The 18,630-nt window shown below is 73.0% G+C and carries 19 protein-coding genes; all 19 read left to right on the forward strand.

Annotated elements, in window-relative coordinates; genetic code table 11:
- Positions 1-6 precede the first annotated feature (6 nt).
- The 19 genes from ACGF2V_RS10750 (at position 7) to ACGF2V_RS10840 (ending at position 18,589) form a co-directional block, all read left to right on the forward strand.
- Positions 7-696, forward strand: a complete 690-nt coding sequence (locus ACGF2V_RS10750; RefSeq protein ID WP_362625122.1) for a DUF5947 family protein — start codon at positions 7-9, stop codon at positions 694-696.
- The gene (locus ACGF2V_RS10755; RefSeq protein ID WP_362710061.1) at positions 693-1,376 is read left to right on the forward strand and encodes a DUF6084 family protein; all 684 of its coding nucleotides are present in this window, start codon (positions 693-695) and stop codon (positions 1,374-1,376) included. The genes ACGF2V_RS10750 and ACGF2V_RS10755 overlap by 4 nt, the downstream gene beginning before the upstream one ends.
- On the forward strand, positions 1,376-2,848 hold the full coding sequence (locus ACGF2V_RS10760; protein ID WP_362710058.1) for a hypothetical protein: 1,473 nt from the start codon (positions 1,376-1,378) through the stop codon (positions 2,846-2,848). The genes ACGF2V_RS10755 and ACGF2V_RS10760 overlap by 1 nt, the downstream gene beginning before the upstream one ends.
- Entirely contained in the window at positions 2,845-2,964 is a 120-nt protein-coding gene (locus tag ACGF2V_RS10765; protein ID WP_389048194.1) for a DUF6893 family small protein, read from the forward strand. The genes ACGF2V_RS10760 and ACGF2V_RS10765 overlap by 4 nt, the downstream gene beginning before the upstream one ends.
- A gap of 30 nt (positions 2,965-2,994) precedes the next feature.
- Positions 2,995-3,528 (forward strand): hydrogenase maturation protease, encoded by a 534-nt coding sequence (locus ACGF2V_RS10770; RefSeq protein WP_362625117.1) that lies wholly within the window; start codon positions 2,995-2,997, stop codon positions 3,526-3,528.
- A gap of 2 nt (positions 3,529-3,530) precedes the next feature.
- Positions 3,531-6,110 (forward strand): carbamoyltransferase HypF, encoded by a 2,580-nt coding sequence (hypF, locus tag ACGF2V_RS10775; RefSeq protein ID WP_362625116.1) that lies wholly within the window; start codon positions 3,531-3,533, stop codon positions 6,108-6,110.
- 47 nt (positions 6,111-6,157) lie between these two features.
- The gene (locus tag ACGF2V_RS10780; RefSeq protein ID WP_362625114.1) at positions 6,158-6,454 is read left to right on the forward strand and encodes a HypC/HybG/HupF family hydrogenase formation chaperone; all 297 of its coding nucleotides are present in this window, start codon (positions 6,158-6,160) and stop codon (positions 6,452-6,454) included.
- Positions 6,451-7,554, forward strand: a complete 1,104-nt coding sequence (gene hypD / locus ACGF2V_RS10785; RefSeq protein ID WP_362625112.1) for a hydrogenase formation protein HypD — start codon at positions 6,451-6,453, stop codon at positions 7,552-7,554. The genes ACGF2V_RS10780 and hypD overlap by 4 nt, the downstream gene beginning before the upstream one ends.
- A 104-nt stretch (positions 7,555-7,658) precedes the next feature.
- Positions 7,659-8,651: a hydrogenase expression/formation protein HypE gene (hypE, locus tag ACGF2V_RS10790; protein WP_362710083.1), complete on the forward strand. Its 993-nt coding sequence runs from the start codon at positions 7,659-7,661 to the stop codon at positions 8,649-8,651.
- Positions 8,652-9,368, forward strand: a complete 717-nt coding sequence (locus ACGF2V_RS10795; protein ID WP_362625110.1) for a DUF6390 family protein — start codon at positions 8,652-8,654, stop codon at positions 9,366-9,368. It begins immediately after the preceding gene.
- Positions 9,369-9,458: 90 nt separating this feature from the next.
- Positions 9,459-10,121, forward strand: coding sequence for a dienelactone hydrolase family protein (locus ACGF2V_RS10800; protein ID WP_362710055.1), 663 nt, complete (start codon positions 9,459-9,461; stop codon positions 10,119-10,121).
- A 351-nt stretch (positions 10,122-10,472) separates the two neighbouring features.
- Positions 10,473-11,477, forward strand: coding sequence for a sporulation protein (locus tag ACGF2V_RS10805; protein ID WP_362710053.1), 1,005 nt, complete (start codon positions 10,473-10,475; stop codon positions 11,475-11,477).
- Positions 11,477-11,749, forward strand: coding sequence for a twin-arginine translocase TatA/TatE family subunit (locus ACGF2V_RS10810; RefSeq protein ID WP_362710050.1), 273 nt, complete (start codon positions 11,477-11,479; stop codon positions 11,747-11,749). The genes ACGF2V_RS10805 and ACGF2V_RS10810 overlap by 1 nt, the downstream gene beginning before the upstream one ends.
- A 168-nt stretch (positions 11,750-11,917) precedes the next feature.
- The gene (locus tag ACGF2V_RS10815) at positions 11,918-13,933 is read left to right on the forward strand and encodes an NADPH-dependent 2,4-dienoyl-CoA reductase (protein ID WP_362710048.1); all 2,016 of its coding nucleotides are present in this window, start codon (positions 11,918-11,920) and stop codon (positions 13,931-13,933) included.
- A 147-nt stretch (positions 13,934-14,080) separates the two neighbouring features.
- On the forward strand, positions 14,081-14,662 hold the full coding sequence (locus tag ACGF2V_RS10820) for a PadR family transcriptional regulator (RefSeq protein ID WP_362710045.1): 582 nt from the start codon (positions 14,081-14,083) through the stop codon (positions 14,660-14,662).
- 390 nt (positions 14,663-15,052) lie between these two features.
- Entirely contained in the window at positions 15,053-15,865 is an 813-nt protein-coding gene (locus tag ACGF2V_RS10825) for an SDR family oxidoreductase (RefSeq protein WP_362625101.1), read from the forward strand.
- Positions 15,866-15,979: 114 nt separating this feature from the next.
- Positions 15,980-16,993 carry an SPFH domain-containing protein gene (locus ACGF2V_RS10830; RefSeq protein WP_362710042.1) on the forward strand — a complete coding sequence of 338 codons (1,014 nt, stop codon included), beginning with the start codon at positions 15,980-15,982 and terminating at the stop codon, positions 16,991-16,993.
- A complete protein-coding gene (locus ACGF2V_RS10835; RefSeq protein ID WP_362625097.1) occupies positions 16,990-17,889 on the forward strand; it encodes a hypothetical protein in 900 nt (299 codons plus the stop codon). Before ACGF2V_RS10830 ends, ACGF2V_RS10835 begins: the two co-directional genes overlap by 4 nt.
- A 199-nt stretch (positions 17,890-18,088) precedes the next feature.
- Complete coding sequence (locus ACGF2V_RS10840) at positions 18,089-18,589, forward strand: NUDIX domain-containing protein (protein WP_362625095.1); 501 nt, start codon at positions 18,089-18,091, stop codon at positions 18,587-18,589.
- Positions 18,590-18,630 lie beyond the last annotated feature (41 nt).

Here is an 18,630-nt window from a genome sequence, read left to right on the forward strand (position 1 = left end):
GCGCCCATGGGCCGTTCGGGGTCCCCGGCCGCCGTACTGCTCCGGATCGGCCGCGACCGTCCCGAGCCGGTCACCGGCGGGCGCTGCGAGATGTGCGCCGCCCCGGCCGGCGAGGAGCACCGGCACGTGGTGGACCTGGACAGGCGCGCCCTGATGTGCTGCTGCCGGCCCTGCCATCTGCTGTTCACGGACGAGGGGGCACGGCAGCGCTATCGCGCGGTCCCCGACAGGTATCTGCGCTTCGAGGGATTCTCGCCGGACGCGCGGGCGTGGGACGCGTTGCGGATCCCGGTGGGCCTGGCCTTCCTGTTCCGCGACTCCACGCAGGACCGTACCGTCGCCTTCTACCCCGGCCCGGCCGGGGCGACGGAGTCCGAACTGCCGCTGGACGCCTGGGCCGCGCTGGTCGAGGCCGACCCCGCGTTGTCGATGGTGCGCCCCGACGTCGAGGCGCTCCTCGTCCGCCGGGCCGACCGTGGGGGTGGCCGTGAGGACGTGACCTCGTGTCATCTGGTACCGATCGACGCCTGCTACGAACTGGCGGGCCGGCTGCGCACGCTGTGGCGCGGATTCGACGGCGGCCGGGAGGCACACGCCGCGCTGGACGCGTTCTTCGAGCGGGTCGACGCCCGCAGCAGGCCGGTGAGCATGGAGCGGACGGCCTCGCGGCCGACGGGCACGGGGGATCGCTCATGAACCGGCCCGCGTCTAGCCAACTGGACTTCTCCGTAAGCGACATCGTCGCCGAGCCGTACACGGCGGCGCCGCAGCTGACCGCGCGGCTGAGGGTCGAGGACGGCACGGGCGAGCGGATCCACGCGATCGTGCTGCACTGCCAGGTCCGCATCGAACCTCAGCGACGCCCCTACGACCGGGCCGAACAGCAGGCGCTCCGGGGGCTGTTCGGCGAGCGGGAACGGTGGCCGGACACGCTGCGCCCGTTCCTGTGGATGCAGTGCGACACGGCGGTGCAGGGTTTCACCGGCTCCACCGAGACCGATCTCGCGCTGCCCTGCAGCTACGACTTCGATGTCGTCGGCTCCCGCTATCTGCACGCGCTCGGGGACGGCACGGTGTCGATCAGTCTGCTCTTCTCGGGCACCGTCTTCACCGAGGGTGGGGGGCGTGCGGGCTTGGGTGTACGGCAGGTTCCCCGGGACTGCGAGGCGCACTACCGCCTGCCGGTCGACGTGTGGCGTCAGCTGATCGCGTTCCACTTCCCGCACTCCGGCTGGATCAGGCTGGATCACGACGTCCTCGCCGAATTCGTCCGCTTCCGGGAGCGGCGCGGGCTGATCAGCTGGGACGAGACGGTCCGTACGTTGTTGTCCGAAGCGGGCGCCGCCGCCGGTGACCTCGACGAGGTGGTCCAGTGATGCGGACGACTTCCACGAATCCGGCGGATCCCGACCCCGTGCGCCGGATCGCCGACGCGGTGCTGTACGAGGGCTACTTGCTCTACCCGTACCGTGCGGGCTCCCCCAAGAACCGCTCCCGCTGGCAGTTCGGCGTGCTCGGGCCGCCCTCCGCGGCGCCCGCGAGTTTCGCCGAGGAGCCCGGCATGGCGATGGAGTGTCTGCTCTCCGTCCCGCCCGGTCCGCCGGCCGCGGCCGAGGTGACGGTCCGGCTGCGCTTCCTCCAGCACCAGACGCGTCAGGTGCGCAGGCGGGAGCCGGACGGCCGCCACACCGACGTCGATGAACTCACGGTGGACGGCGTGGCGTTCCTGAGCTGGGACGAAGCGGTCGAACGGGAGGTGGACCCGGGTCCGGTGCCGCCCACCGGCTCGACCGATCGGGTCTGCTCCGTCGCCGGCGGCGAGGAGTGCGAACCGATCGTGGACGCCGAGGGGGTGAGCGTGGGTCAGGTCGTCCGGCGGCGCGAACCGCTGGTGGCCAGGGTCCGTACCCGTACGACCGAGGACGACGGATTCCTCCGGCTCTCGGTGTCGGTGGACAACGAGTACGCCGGGACGGCCGCCGACAAGAGGTCCGCGATCCACGCCTCGCTGCTCGGCGCGCATCTGCTGCTCCGGGCCCGTGGCGGCGTGGAGTTCGTCTCCCTGCGCGAGCCCCCGGACGACGCGGTCGCCGCCGCTTCCCGGTGCGAGCAGCGCCGGTGCTGGCCGGTCCTGGCGGGGCCGAGGGGCCGCACGGACACGGTGCTCGGCGCGCCGATCATCCTCTACGACCATCCGGAGATCGCCGAGCAGAGCCAGGGGGCCCTGTTCGACTCCACCGAGATCGACGAACTCCTGACGCTCCGGGTCATGACGATGACGGACGAGGAGAAGACGAAGGCCCGGGCCACCGATCCCCGCGCCCGCGAAATCGTCGACCGCTGCGACGCGTTGGCGCCGGAGGATCTCCACCGGCTCCACGGCCTGATCCGGACGCCCGGCGCCCCGGCCCCGGGACAGGACGCCCGCGCGGCGAACCGGACCGGCGAGGAGCTGGACACCGGGCCGGACGGTGCGTGCGCGAGCGGCGGCGCGCCCTGGTGGGACCCGGCGGCCGAGGCCGACGCGACGCCGGGGTCCGGGGCCGTCGTGATCGACGGGGTGCGCGTGGCCAGGGACAGCCTCGTGCGGGTGCGTCCCGCCCGTCGCGCCGACGCGCAGGACCTCTTCTTCGACGGTCGGGTCGCGCGGGTGACGGCCGTGCTGCGCGATGTCGACGAACGCACGCACGTGGCCCTCGTCCTCGTCGACGACCCGGCGGCCGAGCTGCACGAATGGTACGGCCGCTCTTTCTACTTCGCCCCGGACGAACTGGAGCCGCTGCCCGTCGGCGGTCCCGGTCGGGGCGTACCCGGTTCATCGGATTCCCGGAAGGAGAGCCCCTCGTGAAATCGCTCGGACTGGTCACCACGGGGGTGGTCGCCGCACTCGCGGTGGCCGCCGTCGTCGTCGGCGTGCGGTCCATCCCCGACATCCGCAGGTATCTCAGAATGCGCTCCATGTGAACGCGCCTCGCGCCGAGGAGGAGTCCTGACGTGGCCGCAGGGGTACTCGTCGCGGGCGTCGGCAACCTCTTCCTCGGCGACGACGGTTTCGGCCCGGAGGTGGTGCGTCGGCTCGCCGCCGACCCCGGCGGGGAACCGCTCCCCGCCGGGGTCCGGGTCGTCGACTACGGCATCCGGGGCATGCACCTGGCGTACGACCTGCTCGACGGGTACGAGGCGCTGGTGCTGGTCGACGCCTGCCCGGGCGGCGGAGCGCCTGGTGAGCTGATGGTCCTGGAGGTCGGCCCGGACGACCTCGGAACCGGTGAATTCGACGCACATGGCATGAATCCGGTATCAGTGCTGGCAAATCTGGACCAACTAGGCGGTACGCTTCCGCTGACTCACGTCGTGGGCTGCACGCCCGCCGACGTCGACGAGGGCATCGGTCTCAGCGAGGCCGTCGCCGCGGCCGTCCCCCGGGCGGTGGAAACCGTGCGGGCGCTGGTCCACCGGCTGTCCCCGGCCGCGGCCTCGCCCTCCGACGAAGCAGTCCCCGCGCCCCACCCGCTCCGGAGGTCCTGATCATGTGTCTCGGCATTCCCGGACGCGTCGTGGAGATCGTCGAGGGATACGCGGGCCAGCTCGCTCTCGTCGACGTGGAGGGGGCCCGGCGCCGCGTCAACATCGGCATGCTCGACGCGCCCCCGGCCACCGACGACTGGGTGCTGCTCCACATGGGCTTCGCCACGCAGGTCATCGACGAGGCCGAGGCGGCGGCCGCGCTGTCGGGGCTGGAGCTGATGGGCAGCGGCCCCCGCGAGGACGGCGACGCGGCCCCTCGCCGGGAGCGGGTCCGCCGCCGATTCGAGGTGCGCGGAGTCGTACAGGGCGTGGGCTTCCGCCCGTTCGTCCATGTCACCGCCACCGGACTCGGCCTCGTCGGCTCGGTGGCCAACACCGGCGACGGGGTGGTCGCCGAGGTGGAGGGGGACGCCGACGCGGTCGGGAGGTTCGGGCACCTGCTGCGGACCGAACCGCCGCCGCTCGCCGTGGTGGAGTCCGTGTCGGAGACCCGACGGCCGCTCTTGGGAGGCGACGGGTTCACCATCGCGGATTCCAGCGCCACCGGCCGGGCCCGCACCCTCGTCTCCCCCGACACCGCGGCCTGTCGCCAATGCCTGGCCGAACTGCGCGACCCGGACGACCGCCGTCACCGTCACCCCTTCATCACCTGCACCCATTGCGGGCCGCGGTTCACGATCATCACCGGCCTGCCCTACGACCGCGCGGCCACCACCATGGCGGGCTTCGCGATGTGCGAGTCCTGCCGCGCGGAGTACGACGACCCGCGCGACCGCCGCTTCCACGCCCAGCCGATCTCCTGCCACGCCTGCGGTCCGCGGCTCGAACTGGTCCGGAAGGACGGCGCGGCGCCGCTCCACCGCGACGAAGCGCTGCGCTTCGCCCGGGAGTTGCTCGCCCAGGGGCGGATCGTCGCGGTGAAGGGACTCGGCGGATACCACCTCGCCTGCGACGCCCGCGACGAGACGGCGGTCGACCGGCTGCGCCGCCGCAAGCGCCGGGGCGGCAAGCCCTTCGCCGTCATGGTCGCCGACCTCGACGTCGCCGCGGAACTGGTCACCATGACCGAGGACGAGAAGCGCCTGCTCACCGGAGCCGTGAAGCCCATCGTGCTGCTCCCCCGCCGCTCGCGCCCGGGCTCCGCCGGGGTCGCGGACGGCGTGGCGCCGGGCAGCCCGGACCTCGGCATCATGCTCCCGTACACCCCCCTGCACGTCCTTCTCCTCGGCCTCGACGGCGACGCCCCCGGCCCCGACGCGCTGGTGATGACGTCCGGGAACCGCTCCGGCGAGCCGATCGTCACGGACGACGCGAAGGCACTCACCGAACTCGCGCCGCTGGTCGACGCCTGGCTGCGGCACGACCGGCCGATCCGGGTGCCGTGCGACGACTCGGTCACCCGCTTCGTGGCGGGTGCCGAACTGCCCGTGCGCCGATCCCGCGGATACGCACCGCTCCCCCTTCCCCTCCCCTTCGAGGTGCCTGCGCTGCTGGCCGCGGGCGCCGACCTGAAGAACACCTGCGCACTGGGCGAGGGCTCCTACGCCTGGGTCAGCCAGCACGTCGGGGACATGGACGACCTCTCGACGATCGAGGCCCTGTCCCGCACGGCCGACCATCTCGCGCTGCTGACCGGTGTCGAGGCCGAGCGGCTCGCCGCCGACCGGCACCCCGGCTACCGCAGCGGCGCCTGGGCCCGCGCCCGCGCCGGGGTCCGGACCGTGCACACCGTGCAGCACCATCACGCGCACATCGCCTCCGTGATGGGCGAGCACGGCCTCGGCCCCGACGAGAAGGTCATCGGCTTCGCGTTCGACGGCACCGGCCACGGCACCGACGGGGCGATGTGGGGCGGCGAGGTGCTGATCGCCGGGTACGCGTCGTACCGGCGGGCGGCGCACCTCGCGTACGTGCCCCTGGCCGGCGGGGATGCGAGCGTGCTGCGCCCGTACCGCATGGCGCTCGCGCACCTGCACGCCGCAGGGGTCCCCTGGGACGAGGGGATCTGGTCGGTCGTGGCCTGCCCTCCGGCCGAACGCGGGGTGCTGGCCCACCAGTTGGCGACGGGTTTCGGCTGTGTTCCCACCTCCGGCATGGGCCGGCTCTTCGACGCCGTGGCGTCGCTGGCGGACGTGCGGCACGAGGTGGCGTACGAGGCCGAGGCGGCGATGGCGCTGGAAGGACTGGCACGGGCGGCGCCGCCGGAGCCCGCCGCGTGTGCCTACGCCTTCGGCACACGGGCCGCGCCGGGAGACGACGAACCGCTGCTCGCGGATCCCGGTCCGGTGATCCGCGCGGTGGTGTCCGACGTACGGGCGGGCGTGCCCGCGCAGGTGGTCGCCGCGCGCTTCCACACGGCCGTCGCCCTGCTCGTGGCCGACCTCGCCGAGCTGTGCCGGCAGCGGACCGGGATCGGTGTGGTGGCACTGGGCGGTGGCGTCTTCCAGAACGCCGTCCTCCTCGAAGCGACCCTGGCCGCCCTGTCGTCACGGGACTTCATCGTCCTTCGTCCGCGTCTGCTGCCGCCCAACGACGGCGGACTGGCCTACGGGCAACTGCTGGTCGCGGCGTCGTCCGGCTGACGTCCGCGAGCGAAACCCACCCATGACCCGCAGAGAAGGAAGACACCATGTGTCTGGCAGTACCGGGGCGTGTGCTCCATACCGCCGAGGTCGACGGCGTCCCGATGGCGGAGGTCGACTTCGGCGGCGTACGCAAGGAGGTCTGTCTCCAGTACGTTCCCGACGCCGTGACCGGCGAGTACGTCATCGTGCACGTCGGCTTCGCGATCCAGCGGCTCGACGAGATCTCCGCCCGGGCGACCCTCGCCGACTTCGAGCGGCTCGGGCTCCTGGAGGAGGAGTTCGGCGACGGCCTCGACGCGGCCGCCACCCAGCGGTTCGAGAAGGAAGGTGCCGACCGGTGAAGTACCTCGACGAATTCAGCGATCCCGAGCTGGCCGAGCGACTGCTCGACCAGATCCACGCGACCGCCACCCGGCCCGCGGTGATGATGGAGGTCTGCGGTGGTCAGACCCACTCGATCATCCGGCACGGCATCGACCAACTGCTGCCCGACTGCGTCGAGATGATCCACGGCCCCGGCTGCCCCGTGTGCGTGACGCCCCTGGAGATCATCGACCGGGCACTGACCATCGCCGCCCGCCCGGACGTCATCTTCTGCTCGTTCGGTGACATGCTCCGGGTGCCGGGCAGCGGTCGGGACCTGTTCTCCGTGAAGAGCGCGGGCGGTGACGTACGCGTCGTGTACTCCCCGCTCGACGCGCTGCGGCTGGCCCGGGAGAACCCCGACCGGGAGGTCGTCTTCTTCGGCATCGGCTTCGAGACCACCGCCCCCGCCAACGCCATGACCGTGCATCAGGCACGGCGGCTGGGCGTGCGCAACTTCTCGCTGCTCGTCTCGCACGTCCTCGTGCCGCCCGCGGTGGCGGCCGTGATGGAGTCCCCCTCCTGCCGGGTGCAGGCGTTCCTGGCCGCCGGGCACGTGTGCAGCGTGATGGGGACCTCGCAGTACCCGGCGCTGGCCGAGAAGTACCGGGTCCCCATCGTGGTCACCGGCTTCGAACCGCTCGACATCCTCGAAGGCATCCGCAGGGTGGTGCTCCAGTTGGAGGAGGGCCGTCACGAGGTGGAGAACGCCTATCCCCGTGCGGTGCCCGCCGCGGGGAACCGCCCCGCCATGGAGATGCTGCGGGACGTCTTCGAGGTCACGGACCGGACGTGGCGCGGCATCGGGACGATCCCCGCCAGCGGTTGGCGACTGGCCGAGAAGTACGCCGAGTTCGACGCCGAGCGACGGTTCGACGTGGCGGCGATCCGCACGTCCGAGTCGTCGCTGTGCCGGTCGGGCGAGGTGCTCCAGGGGCTGATCAAGCCGCATGCGTGCCAGGCGTTCGGCAAGGAGTGCACGCCGAGGAATCCGCTGGGCGCCACCATGGTGTCCTCCGAGGGCGCCTGCGCCGCGTACTACGCGTACCGCCGACTTGAACTGGTCGATGCGAAGTGACCGAGACGACGAAGCACGCACCCGCCCCCGCCGCCCCGGACGCCGGCCTGGACTTCGAGGGGTGGGTCTGCCCGGCCCCGCTGCGTGAGACCCCCGCGGTCGTGATGGGTCACGGCGGCGGCGGGGCGATGTCCGCCGAACTGATCGAGCACCTGTTCCTCCCGGCCTATGGCACGGCGGCCGAGTCCGGGATGGGCGACTCCGCGGTGCTGACCGTCGGCGACGGGACACGGCTGGCCTTCTCCACCGACTCGTTCGTGGTGAAGCCCATGTTCTTCCCCGGCGGGTCCACCGGCGACCTCGCGGTGAACGGAACGGTCAACGACCTGGCGATGTCGGGCGCCGTGCCGCTCTTCCTGTCCTGCGCGTTCATCCTCCAGGAGGGAACCGCCCTGACCGACGTCGGGCGGATCGCGCGGGACATGGGCGCGGCGGCCGAGGCGGCCGGGGTCCGGCTGGTCACGGGCGACACCAAGGTCGTCGACCGCGGCAGCGGCGACGGGGTCTACGTCACCACGTCGGGGATCGGTGTGGTCCCCGACGGCGTCGAGATCGGTCCCGGTCGTGCGCGGCCGGGGGACGCCGTACTGATCAGTGGCGACATCGGGGTGCACGGCATCGCGGTGATGAGCTGCCGGGAGGGCCTGGAGTTCGGCACGGCGGTGAGGAGCGACACCGCTCCCCTGCACGGCCTGGTCGCGGCGATGCTCGCCACCGGGGCCGACGTGCGCGTGCTGCGCGATCCCACGCGCGGTGGGGTCGCGGCCTCGCTCAACGAGATCGCCCGGGCCTCGGGGGTCGGCGTCGAGCTGGTCGAGCGCGAGCTGCCCGTCCCCGACGCCGTGCGTGACGCGTGCGGTCTGCTGGGACTCGATCCGCTCCAGGTGGCGAACGAGGGGAAGCTGATCGCCTTCGTGTCCGAAGAGTCCGCCGACGCCGTGCTCTCGGCCCTCGCGTCGCATACGCTGGGCCGCGCCGCCCGCCGGATCGGCACGTGCGTGGCCGACCATCCCGGCATGGTGGTGGCCAGGACGGGCCTCGGCGGCTCCCGGGTGGTCGGCCTGCCGGTCGGCGAGCAGCTCCCGAGGATCTGCTGAGTGAGCGCGCGCGGCGCCGTCCTGTTCGCCCGGTACGCCTACCCGCCCAACGCACTCGGCTACTGCGGTCCCGCCGACGCCTCGGCCCTGCTGCGTCCCGAGGAGACCGCGGTCATCGAGCGTCACGCCCGCCGGTTCGAGGGCGCCTGGTGCTATCTCGAACTGCTCGCCGAGACGGCCGGTCTCTCCGATCCCCTCGACGAGCGGGTGGTCGAGGCGTACTGGATCGGCAACGAGCTCCTGGAGCGCACCGATCCCGCCGTCCTGCTGGCCCGGCTGCGCGAACGCTTCCGCGGCCAGCGGGGCGGTACGTGGCGGGACGCGTCCGGCCGTGCCCGCGCCCACCACAGCTTCCAGGTCTTCGAGGTGTACCCCTGGACGCCTCTCCTGGTGGCCTCGGGCCATCCGACGGCGCTGTCCGTCCTCGACCGGTGCCGCGTCCGTACGGGCGTGGTCCGGTCGGTGAGCGGCGAGTGTGCCGAGGTCGAGTCCCGGCCGCTGCGCTGGACCGGCGGCCGTCTGGTCCACGGGGCTCCGCGCCGGGAATCCGTACGCTGGTCGACGGGGGGCCGTTCACTGATCCCGGGGCTCGGCCGCGGGGATCTGGTGGCCTTGCACTGGGACTGGGTCTGCGACGTCCTCACGGAGCCGCAGGCGGCACGCGTCGAGGCGGCGGAGGCCCGCCAGCTGGCGGCCCAGGGGCTGGCCGCGGGCTGACCGCCCGCCGTCCGCGGGCGGGCGGCGGGAGCCGGGACGGCACGGGCGAAGCCGGAGAAGAAGCGTGGGGGTCCTCCAGGGAAGGAGAGGATGACGATGGTGGCCTCGGAGGCTGTTTCCGTACCCGTCGACGGATCGGTGATCGCCGGTGACCTGGCGCTCGGGCCGGGCGCCGGGGGTGTGGTGCTCTTCGCCCACGGCAGCGGCAGTTCGCGCCACAGCCCGCGGAACAGGGCGGTGGCCGCGTATCTGCGGGAGGCGGGGCTGGGCACACTGCTGCTGGATCTGCTGACCGTGCAGGAGGAGCGGGACGACGTGGTGACCGGGCAGTACCGGTTCGACATCGGGCTGCTCGGGCGGCGGGTGGTGGCGGCGGTGGACTGGCTCGCGGGCCGGCCGGACTCGGCGGGGCTGCCACTGGGTCTGTTCGGCGCGAGCACCGGGGCCGCGGCCGCGCTGATGGCGGCGGCGGAGCGGCCCGGACGCGTCGGGTCGGTCGTGTCCCGCGGGGGCCGCCCCGATCTGGCCGAGGAGGCGCTGGGCCGGGTGCGCGCCCCGGTACTGCTGATCGTGGGCGGCGCGGACCAGGAAGTACTGCGGTTGAACGAGGAGGCGGCCGGGCGGCTGCGCGCCGCGCACCGGGTCCACGTGGTCCCGGGGGCGACGCATCTCTTCGAGGAGCCCGGTGCCCTGGAAGAGGTGGCCGAGGCGGCGCGCCGTTGGTTCCTGCGTCCGGGAGAGGGCGAGGGGTGAAGGGGTGGGAGGACGGCTGGGTCCGGGCCCTGTCGTGACCCGGACGCAGCCGTTCGAGAGCGAACGCTTCGACCGCGGCTTCTTCACCGGCATGGCCGGTTGGGCGACGCCGACGACGACGGCGAATAGGTCGTCACCATCCGCCGTACCGGGGCCGGACCGACATCGCTGCTCCGGCACAGGGGCGCCTGGGTGGTGGCACGTTTCGGACTTTCCCGCCCCGCACGGCCGCGGGTACCCGAAGCCCCGTCGGCGGGCCTATGCTTCTACACGCCTGTAGAGCGCGGATGTCCGTCCAGTGTTCCGGACATCCGCGCACCCTCGTACGCGTGTAAGGGAGTGGACGCTTCGATGGTGTTCAAACGACTGCTCGGCTCACTCGGTGTGGGCGGACCCACCGTCGACACGGTCCTCGACGCCGGGGCCGCAGTGCCGGGCGGCACCCTGTCCGGCCAGGTCCATCTCAAGGGCGGGAGCGCCGACTTCGGCATCGAGCACATCACACTGGAACTCGTCGCGCGGGTGGAGGCCGAGTTCGAGGAGGGGGAACGCGAAGGCGTCGTGGCCTTCGAGCGTTTCACCGTCGGCGGCGGTTTCCGGCTGCGCGAGGACGAGCAGCGCGCCGTACCGTTCACCATCGCGCTCCCGTGGGAAACACCGATCACCGAACTGTACGGGCAGGGCCTGGGCATCGTGCTCGGCGTCCGTACCGAACTGTCGGTGGCCGGCGCCAAGGACAAGGGCGACCTCGACCAGCTCGCCGTGGGCCCGCTGCCGGCCCAGGAGGCCGTCCTGGAGGCGCTGGGACAGCTCGGCTTCGGCTTCAAGTCCGCGGATCTGGAGTACGGCCGCATCGGCGGCACGGACCAGCGGCTCCCCTTCTACCAGGAGATCGAGCTGACCCCGGCACCTCAGTACGCGGACCGGGTCAACGAGATCGAGGTGACCTTCCTCGCCTCCCCGGGCGGCATGGACGTGGTCCTGGAGGCCGACAAGCGCGGCGGACTCTTCTCCGCGGGGCACGACGCGCTCACCCGGTTCACCGTCGCCCACGACACGGTCCACCAGCAGGACTGGCGCGCGCTGGTCGACGGCTGGCTACGGCAGTTGGTCGAGCACCGGTCCGCGTACGCGCCCGCCCCCACGTACGGAGCCCACGGCCACGGCGGCGGGTACGGCCATGACGGCGTCCCCCACCACGACGGTGGTCACCGCTCCGGACCGGGCGTCGGCACCGCGGTCGCAGCGGGCGCGGCGGGGCTCGCGGTGGGCGTCGTCGGCGGCATGGTCGCCGCCGAAGTCGTCGACGAGGTCGGGGACTTCTTCGAGGGCGACGAGGACGAGGGCGACGACTGATGTTCGGAATCAGCGAACTCGCGATCATCCTGATCGTGGTCATATGCGTCCTGGGTGCCAAGAGGCTCCCCGAACTCGCCCGTTCCGCGGGCAAGTCGGCCCGCATCCTCAAGGCCGAGGCGAGGGCGATGAAGGAGGAGCGGTCCGCCGGACCGGCCCGGAGCACCGGGACCGCCCCCGAGGCTCATCGCGTCATCCACGGGGAGACCGTCGCCCGAACAGGGACCGAGGGCCCGAAGCCGGACACGGGGCGCGCCCCGGACCACGCGTAGGACGAACCGGCCGGGCGGCACCAGCCCGGCCGGTGACCGGTTCCGGCGTCCAGTACCGCCGGGTCCGGGCGACCCGCCCAGCGACGCCCGCCATTATGCAACTTGTTGCACAATGGCGTTCCGGTCGTCTACAACTGGCGCGACGACACCGCAGCGAGGAGCCGCCGCATGAGCCCGTACCCGAATCTGCTGAGCCCGCTCGACCTCGGGTTCACCACCCTGCCCAACCGGGTGCTGATGGGCTCCATGCACATCGGCCTGGAGGAGGCCGAGCACGGCTTCGAGCGGATGGCGGCCTTCTACGCGGAACGCGCCCGGGGCGGCGTCGGCCTGATCGTCACCGGCGGCATCGCGCCGAACGCCCGGGGCTGCTCCGCGCCCGGCGGGGCCAGGATGACCACCGAGGCGGAGGCCGAGCAGCACGCGGTGGTCACCTCCGCCGTGCACGCGGCGGGCGGGCGGATCGCCATGCAGATCCTGCACTTCGGCCGGTACGCGCACCACCCCGATCTGGTCGGCCCGAGCGCGCTCCGGGCGCCGATCAGCCCCTTCACGCCGCACGCCCTCACGGACGACGAGGTCGAGGAGACCGTCGAGGACTTCGTCAGGGCAGCGGAGCTGGCGCGGCACGCCGGGTACGACGGCGTCGAGATCATGGGCTCCGAGGGCTACCTGATCAACGAGTTCGTCGTCGCGGCCACCAATCACCGCACCGACCGCTGGGGCGGCTCGTACGAGAACCGGATGCGGTTCCCCGTCGAGATCGTGCGCCGGGTCCGCGAGCGGGTCGGGGACGACTTCATTGTGATCTACCGGCTCTCGATGCTGGACCTGGTGCCCGGCGGTTCCTCGTCGGAGGAGGTCGTGCGCCTGGCGCGGGCGATCGAGTCGGCCGGGGCAACGATCATCAACACGGGGATCGGCTGGCACGAGGCCCGCATCCCCACGATCGCCACGTCCGTACCGCGCGGCGCCTACACCTGGGTGACCGAGCGGCTGCGCGGGGCCGTGTCCGTGCCGCTGATCACCAGCAACCGCGTCAACACGCCCGAACTCGCGGAGGAGATCCTGGCCTCGGGCCGGGCCGACATGGTGTCCATGGCCCGGCCGTTCCTGGCCGATCCCGATTTCGTGGCCAAGGCGGCCGCAGGACGCCCCGAGGCGATCAACACGTGCATCGGCTGCAATCAGGCGTGCCTGGACCACGTGTTCGGCGGCCGGGTCACCTCCTGCCTGGTCAATCCGCGCGCCTGCCACGAGACCGAACTCGTCCTGTCGCCGACCCGGACGGTCAGGCGGCTCGCGGTGGTGGGCGCCGGACCCGCCGGTCTCGCCTGCGCCGTCGCGGCGTCCGAGCGCGGGCACCGGGTCACCCTCTTCGACACGGCGGACCGGATCGGCGGGCAGCTCGACGTGGCGCGCAGGGTTCCCGGCAAGCAGGAGTTCGACGAGACGCTGCGCTACTTCCGCACCAGGCTCGCGGAGGAGGAGGTCGAGCTGCGGCTCGGTACACGAGCCACGGCCGAGGCGCTCGAAGGCTTCGACGAGGTCGTCCTGGCCACCGGCGTCACACCCCGCTCCCCCGCGATACCGGGCCTGGACCATCCGAGCGTGGTCGGCTACCTCGACGTCCTGCGCGACGGCGCGCGGGTCGGCGACCGCGTCGCGATCATCGGCGCGGGCGGGATCGGCTTCGACGTCGCGGAGTTCCTGACCGACCCGGGCGACGGGGCGAGCACCGACCCCGAGGCGTTCTTCCGGCGGTGGGGCGTCGACACCGCCCACCGGGAGCGGGGCGGTCTCCGGGCCGCCGAACGTCCGGCGACGGCGCGCACCGTCCACCTGATCCAGCGCAGGCCCGGCAAGGTCGGTGCGGGGCTGGGGAGGACGACAGGCTGGATCCACCGTACCGAACTGCGGCACCGGGGTGTGACGATGATCGCGGGTGCCTCCTACGACCGGATCGACGACGAGGGCCTCCACCTCACGGTCGACGGCGAGCGGCACGTCCTGCCGGTCGACACGGTGGTGGTCTGCGCGGGCCAGGAGCCGCGCCGCGAGCTGTACGAGGAACTGCTCGCGGCGGGCCGCCGGGTGCATCTGATCGGCGGCGCGGACGTGGCCGCCGAGCTGGACGCCAAGCGTGCGATCCGCCAGGGCACCGAACTCGCGGCCGCTCTGTGACGGAACCCGGCCCCGCCCCGGGCGGCCGGGGCGGCCGGGCCGTCGGCGGATCACGCCCGGCCGCCCCTGGAATCCGTCTTCGCCCTGTCGTCGTCCGGCCTCCGGCGGAACGACGGCAGGATGAGGACGGTCCCTAGGATGCACCCCATGTCACTCCCGTACGCGATCCTGACCGCCCTGCTCGAAAAGCCGTCGTCGGGGCTGGAGCTGACCCGCAGGTTCGACCGGTCGATCGGCTATTTCTGGTCCGCCACGCACCAGCAGATCTACCGCGAGCTGGGGAAGCTGGAGCAGACCGGACAGATCCGGGCGCTGCCGTCAAAGCAGCCTGCCCGTGGTCGGAAGAAGGAGTACGAGGTGCTGCCCGCGGGCCGGGAGGCGCTGTCCGCATGGGTGGCCCGCTCCGAGGACCCCAAGCAGGTCCGCGACCCGTTGCTGCTGCGGATGCGGGCGGCGGCGGTCGTCGGTGCCCCGGGGCTGGACGCGGAGCTGCGCCGTCATCTGGCGCTGCACCGGCGCCAGCTTGCGGAGTATCTGGAGATCGAGGAGCGGGACTTTCCTCCCGGGCGGGATTCGGAGCCGGACCGGTTGCGGCATCTGGTACTGCGGGGCGGGATCGATCTGGAGAACTTCTGGATCGGGTGGCTCACGCGGGCCCTCGGCGGGAGCGGAAGCAGGGGCGAGGAGCCGGGTCCGGCACCGGCGGCCCCGGCGGCCCCGGGCGACTGAAACCGGCGTCGGCCGGTGCGGGCCGCCGCATGGGACCGCGGCCGACCGGCCGTCACATCCTGGACGAGGCGTACGAGCAAGCGGTACGCGCCCCCGGTACGGCGGGGACCGCGGGCGCGGCGGGTCCGGGGGACCGGGGCACGGCCGCGGGTGCCCTCGTGCCGCCCGACGCACGCCACGGACGGCGCACCTCCGTCGGCCGCAGACGGCGCAGCGGAGTATCGCGCACGCCGCCGCCGCGATGAAGGGCGCCGACCACGATCGGCCGCTACTGGAAGGGAAGTTCGCCGGCCGGGTACACCCCGCACCTCTCGCTCACCGAACAAACGATTGGTAGATTGACGCGACCCGATCAGCGCCCCCCTTCGGCATCGGTAGAGGCGGACGACCATGGACATCGACGACCCCATCGACTTCTCGGGACGCGCGGTGATCGTCACGGGTGGCACGAAGGGCATCGGCGCCGCCATCGCCCGGGCGTTCCTCGCCACCGGGGCCGAGGTCCTGGTGTGCGGGCGCGGCGCCCCTGTGGAGCCACCGCGGAGCGGGGACCGGCAGGCGCACTTCCTGTCGGTGGACGTCCGGGATCCGGAGGCGGCCGGGGTGCTGGTCGACGGGGCGGTGGAGCGTTTCGGCCGGCTGGACGTACTCGTCAACAACGCGGGCGGCTCGCCCGACGCCGACGCGGCCACCCTGTCACCGAGGTTCGCCGAGAGGGTCGTCGCCCTCAACCTACTGGCCCCCTTCTACGTGGCGCAGGCCGCGAACCGGGTCATGCGGGAGCAGCGCACGGGCGGCTCGGTCATCAACATCGGCAGCGTCTCCGCGCACGTCCCGCAGCCGGGAACGGCCGCCTACACCGCGGCGAAGGCCGGGCTCCTGGCACTGACCCGGGCCCTGGCCCTGGAATGGGCACCGAAGGTGCGTGTCAACCACATCACGACGGGGCCGGTCCGCACGCAGAGCGCGGCGTCGGTGTACGGGGCGGACGAGGGCGCCGCGGTGGCCGGGGTGATTCCGATGCGGCGCATGGCGGCGCCCGACGACGTGGCCCACGCCTGCCTCTATCTCGCGGGCGACCTGGCCCGCTACGTCAGCGGCGCCGATCTGGCGGTGCACGGCGGGGGCGAGGTGCCGGCCAGGTTCCTCGCCCTCCGGGGCCAGTCCCAGGGCAGCCTCCCCGGCGATTCCCCCCGGACATAGGGCCCGGCCCGGCGCGCCCTCGCGGACACCCGGCAACGATCGATTCTCGTCTGCTTGACGATATCAATCAGACTCTTTATCGTCTCCTTGACGAAAATAAAGGGGGTCCTCCGCATGGCCGACATCACCCGGCGCCTCGGCTGGTGCCATCTGCGCTCCGCGCCCACCGCCCACATCCGCCACCACAGGCGCGGAAGGCTCGCCCACGACGGCCCGGGGCTGAGCTTCTGGTACCGGCCGCTGACCGCCGCACTCTCCGAAGTTCCGATCGACGACCGCGAATTGGCGATGGCCTTCCACGCCCGCACCTCGGACTTCCAGGACGTCACCGTGCAGGCCACCGTGACGTACCGGATCAGCGACCCGGCGCAGGCCGCGGCCCGCCTGGACTTCTCCGTCGACCCGGACTCCGGGACCTGGCGCGGCGCACCGCTGGAACAGATCGCCACCCTGCTCACGGAGACCGCTCAGCAGCACACTCTGGACGTGCTGGCCCGGACGGCGCTGGCCGAAGCCCTGGTCGACGGCGTCGCGGCCGTACGCGACCGGGTCGCGACGGGACTCGCCACCGAACCCCGGCTGCCTGCCACGGGGATCGACGTGGTCGCGGTCCGGGTGGTCGCCATCCGGCCCGAGGCCGAGGTGGAGCGGGCCCTGCGCACCCCCGCTCGCGAGCAGATCCAGCAGGAGGCCGACCGGGCCACGTACGAGCGCCGCGCCGTGGCCGTGGAACGGGAACGGGCCATCGCCGAGAACGAGTTGGCCAGCCGGATCGAACTGGCCCGGCGCGAGGAGCAGTTGGTCGAGCAGCGGGGCACCAATGCCCGGCGCGAGGCGGAGGAGAACGCGGCGGCCGACAGGGTGCGCGCCGAGGCCGAGGCGGTACGCAAGGTGCGGCTGGCCCGCGCGGAGGCCGAGGCGGCGCGCGAGGTCGGAGCCGCGCGTGCTCAGTCGCAGGCGGCCTGGCTACGGGTGCACGGCGAGGTGGAGGCCGCGACACTGCACGCCCTCGCGGCGACCAGGCTGGCGGAGAACCTGCCGCGCATCGACAGCCTCACCCTCTCCCCCGACATGCTCGGCGACCTGCTCGGCAGGCTCGGCAGGACCGGTCGGGGGCCCCGGGAATGAGTCTGGCCCCGCGTGCGGTGCTGGTCCATCGCACCACGGAGTACGAGGAGTTGCTGGCCAGGCACGGCACGCACGGCCAGGCCGAGTTCTTCCTCTCCCACCGGGGCCGGTCCATCGACGAGGTGTTCGCTCGGCACCGGCACACCCGGCAGGCGCTCGCCGATGTGGCGGCGGCCGTGCCGTTGCGGTGGCGGCGGTCCCGGGTGGAGCGCACGGGTCTCGACCGCTTCCTGTTCGGGCCCGAGGACGTGGTGGTGGTCGTCGGACAGGACGGGCTGGTCGCCAACACCGCCAAGTATCTGTCCGGCCAGCCCGTCGTGGGCTTCGACACCGACCCCGGACGCAATCCGGGGGTGCTCGTACGGCACCGCCCGTCCGACGCGGCCGCCCTGCTCCGCGCGGCCGCGTCACCGGGCGGCAGGGCGGACGAGCTCACCATGGTCGAAGCGGTCGCCGACGACACCCAGCGCCTCCTCGCCCTCAACGAGATCTATTTCGGGCCGTCCGGCCACCAGACCGCCCGGTACCGGATCGGCCCCGACGCGCCCGACGGGCCCACCGAGGCGCAGGCGTCGTCCGGGGTCCTGGTCGGGACCGGCACCGGTGCCACGGGCTGGCTCCGCTCGCTGTGGCAGGAGCGCCGCAGCGGGCTGAGGCTGCCCGCGCCGACCGACGCCCGGCTGCTCTGGTTCGTCCGCGAGGCATGGCCGTCGCCCGCGACCGGCACCTCCCTGGTCGCGGGCGAACTGGAGCCCGGCCGGAGACTGCGGCTCACGGTCGAGTCCGACCGGGTGGTGGTCTTCGGCGACGGGATGGAGGCGGACGCCCTGGAACTGACCTGCGGTCAGTCCGTACGGGTGGGCATCGCGCCCGCCTCGCTGCGGCTGACCGTCTGAGGCCGCGCCACCGGAATGCGGAGGGGGCCCGAGGAGCAACGGCCTCGCGGCCGGTCACCCGTGGGCGTGACCGCCGCCCGTTCACGAGGCCGCGACGGATGTCCGTAGGCTTGTTCCCCGGCACCACCACGGATACCGCGCCCCGCGCCTCCCGTGCCCGGCCGCCCCCGACACCCCGTGCACGACCCCGAGGAGCACCATGCACACCACTCCTGCCGACTCCCCCACCCGCGACTCCCGCCCGCCGGTGGCACAGGCGGCGCTCGGCGTGGGCGTCGTCGTGCAGGACACCGACGGGCGCGTGCTGCTCGGCATGCGCCACGGCGGGACGTGGGAGCTCCCGGGCGGCAAGGTCGACCCGACGCACGAGTCCATCGCCGAGGCGGCCGTCCGTGAGCTTCGTGAGGAGACGGGACTTGAGGTCGGCGTGGACGACGTGACGGTCTTCGCCATGCTCCACGACGTGGTCGCGGGGATCAACCGTGTCTCGATGGCCGCCGTGGTGACGCTGGAGTCGGGAAGCCCGCGGGTGACGGAGCCGCATCTGATCAGCACCTGGCAGTGGACCGCGCTCGACGCTCTGCCGGAGCGGATGTTCGGCCCCTCGGCCCAGGTCCTCGCCGCCTGGCGCCCCGATCTCGCGATCGAGCACCCGCCGGTGCACCGGCTGGCCATCGCGACCGCAGCGGCCGACGCGTAGCCGGGCCTGCGGCCACACCGGCCCGGGGCCGTCCGCCGGCT

The organism is Streptomyces sp. NPDC047982, assembly GCF_043204165.1.
GTDB lineage: Bacteria > Actinomycetota > Actinomycetes > Streptomycetales > Streptomycetaceae > Streptomyces.

What these genes read in the sequence shown, in the direction of transcription:
- ACGF2V_RS10750 (WP_362625122.1), top strand. Translation starts at nt 7, where the DNA reads ATGGGCCGTTCGGGGTCCCCGGCCGCCGTACTGCTCCGGATCGGCCGC.
- ACGF2V_RS10755 (WP_362710061.1), top strand. Translation starts at nt 693, where the DNA reads ATGAACCGGCCCGCGTCTAGCCAACTGGACTTCTCCGTAAGCGACATC.
- ACGF2V_RS10760 (WP_362710058.1), top strand. Translation starts at nt 1,376, where the DNA reads ATGCGGACGACTTCCACGAATCCGGCGGATCCCGACCCCGTGCGCCGG.
- hypF (WP_362625116.1), top strand. Translation starts at nt 3,531, where the DNA reads ATGTGTCTCGGCATTCCCGGACGCGTCGTGGAGATCGTCGAGGGATAC.
- ACGF2V_RS10780 (WP_362625114.1), top strand. Translation starts at nt 6,158, where the DNA reads ATGTGTCTGGCAGTACCGGGGCGTGTGCTCCATACCGCCGAGGTCGAC.
- hypE (WP_362710083.1), top strand. Translation starts at nt 7,659, where the DNA reads ATGGGTCACGGCGGCGGCGGGGCGATGTCCGCCGAACTGATCGAGCAC.
- ACGF2V_RS10800 (WP_362710055.1), top strand. Translation starts at nt 9,459, where the DNA reads ATGACGATGGTGGCCTCGGAGGCTGTTTCCGTACCCGTCGACGGATCG.
- ACGF2V_RS10805 (WP_362710053.1), top strand. Translation starts at nt 10,473, where the DNA reads ATGGTGTTCAAACGACTGCTCGGCTCACTCGGTGTGGGCGGACCCACC.
- ACGF2V_RS10810 (WP_362710050.1), top strand. Translation starts at nt 11,477, where the DNA reads ATGTTCGGAATCAGCGAACTCGCGATCATCCTGATCGTGGTCATATGC.
- ACGF2V_RS10815 (WP_362710048.1), top strand. Translation starts at nt 11,918, where the DNA reads ATGAGCCCGTACCCGAATCTGCTGAGCCCGCTCGACCTCGGGTTCACC.
- ACGF2V_RS10820 (WP_362710045.1), top strand. Translation starts at nt 14,081, where the DNA reads ATGTCACTCCCGTACGCGATCCTGACCGCCCTGCTCGAAAAGCCGTCG.
- ACGF2V_RS10825 (WP_362625101.1), top strand. Translation starts at nt 15,053, where the DNA reads ATGGACATCGACGACCCCATCGACTTCTCGGGACGCGCGGTGATCGTC.
- ACGF2V_RS10830 (WP_362710042.1), top strand. Translation starts at nt 15,980, where the DNA reads ATGGCCGACATCACCCGGCGCCTCGGCTGGTGCCATCTGCGCTCCGCG.
- ACGF2V_RS10835 (WP_362625097.1), top strand. Translation starts at nt 16,990, where the DNA reads ATGAGTCTGGCCCCGCGTGCGGTGCTGGTCCATCGCACCACGGAGTAC.
- ACGF2V_RS10840 (WP_362625095.1), top strand. Translation starts at nt 18,089, where the DNA reads ATGCACACCACTCCTGCCGACTCCCCCACCCGCGACTCCCGCCCGCCG.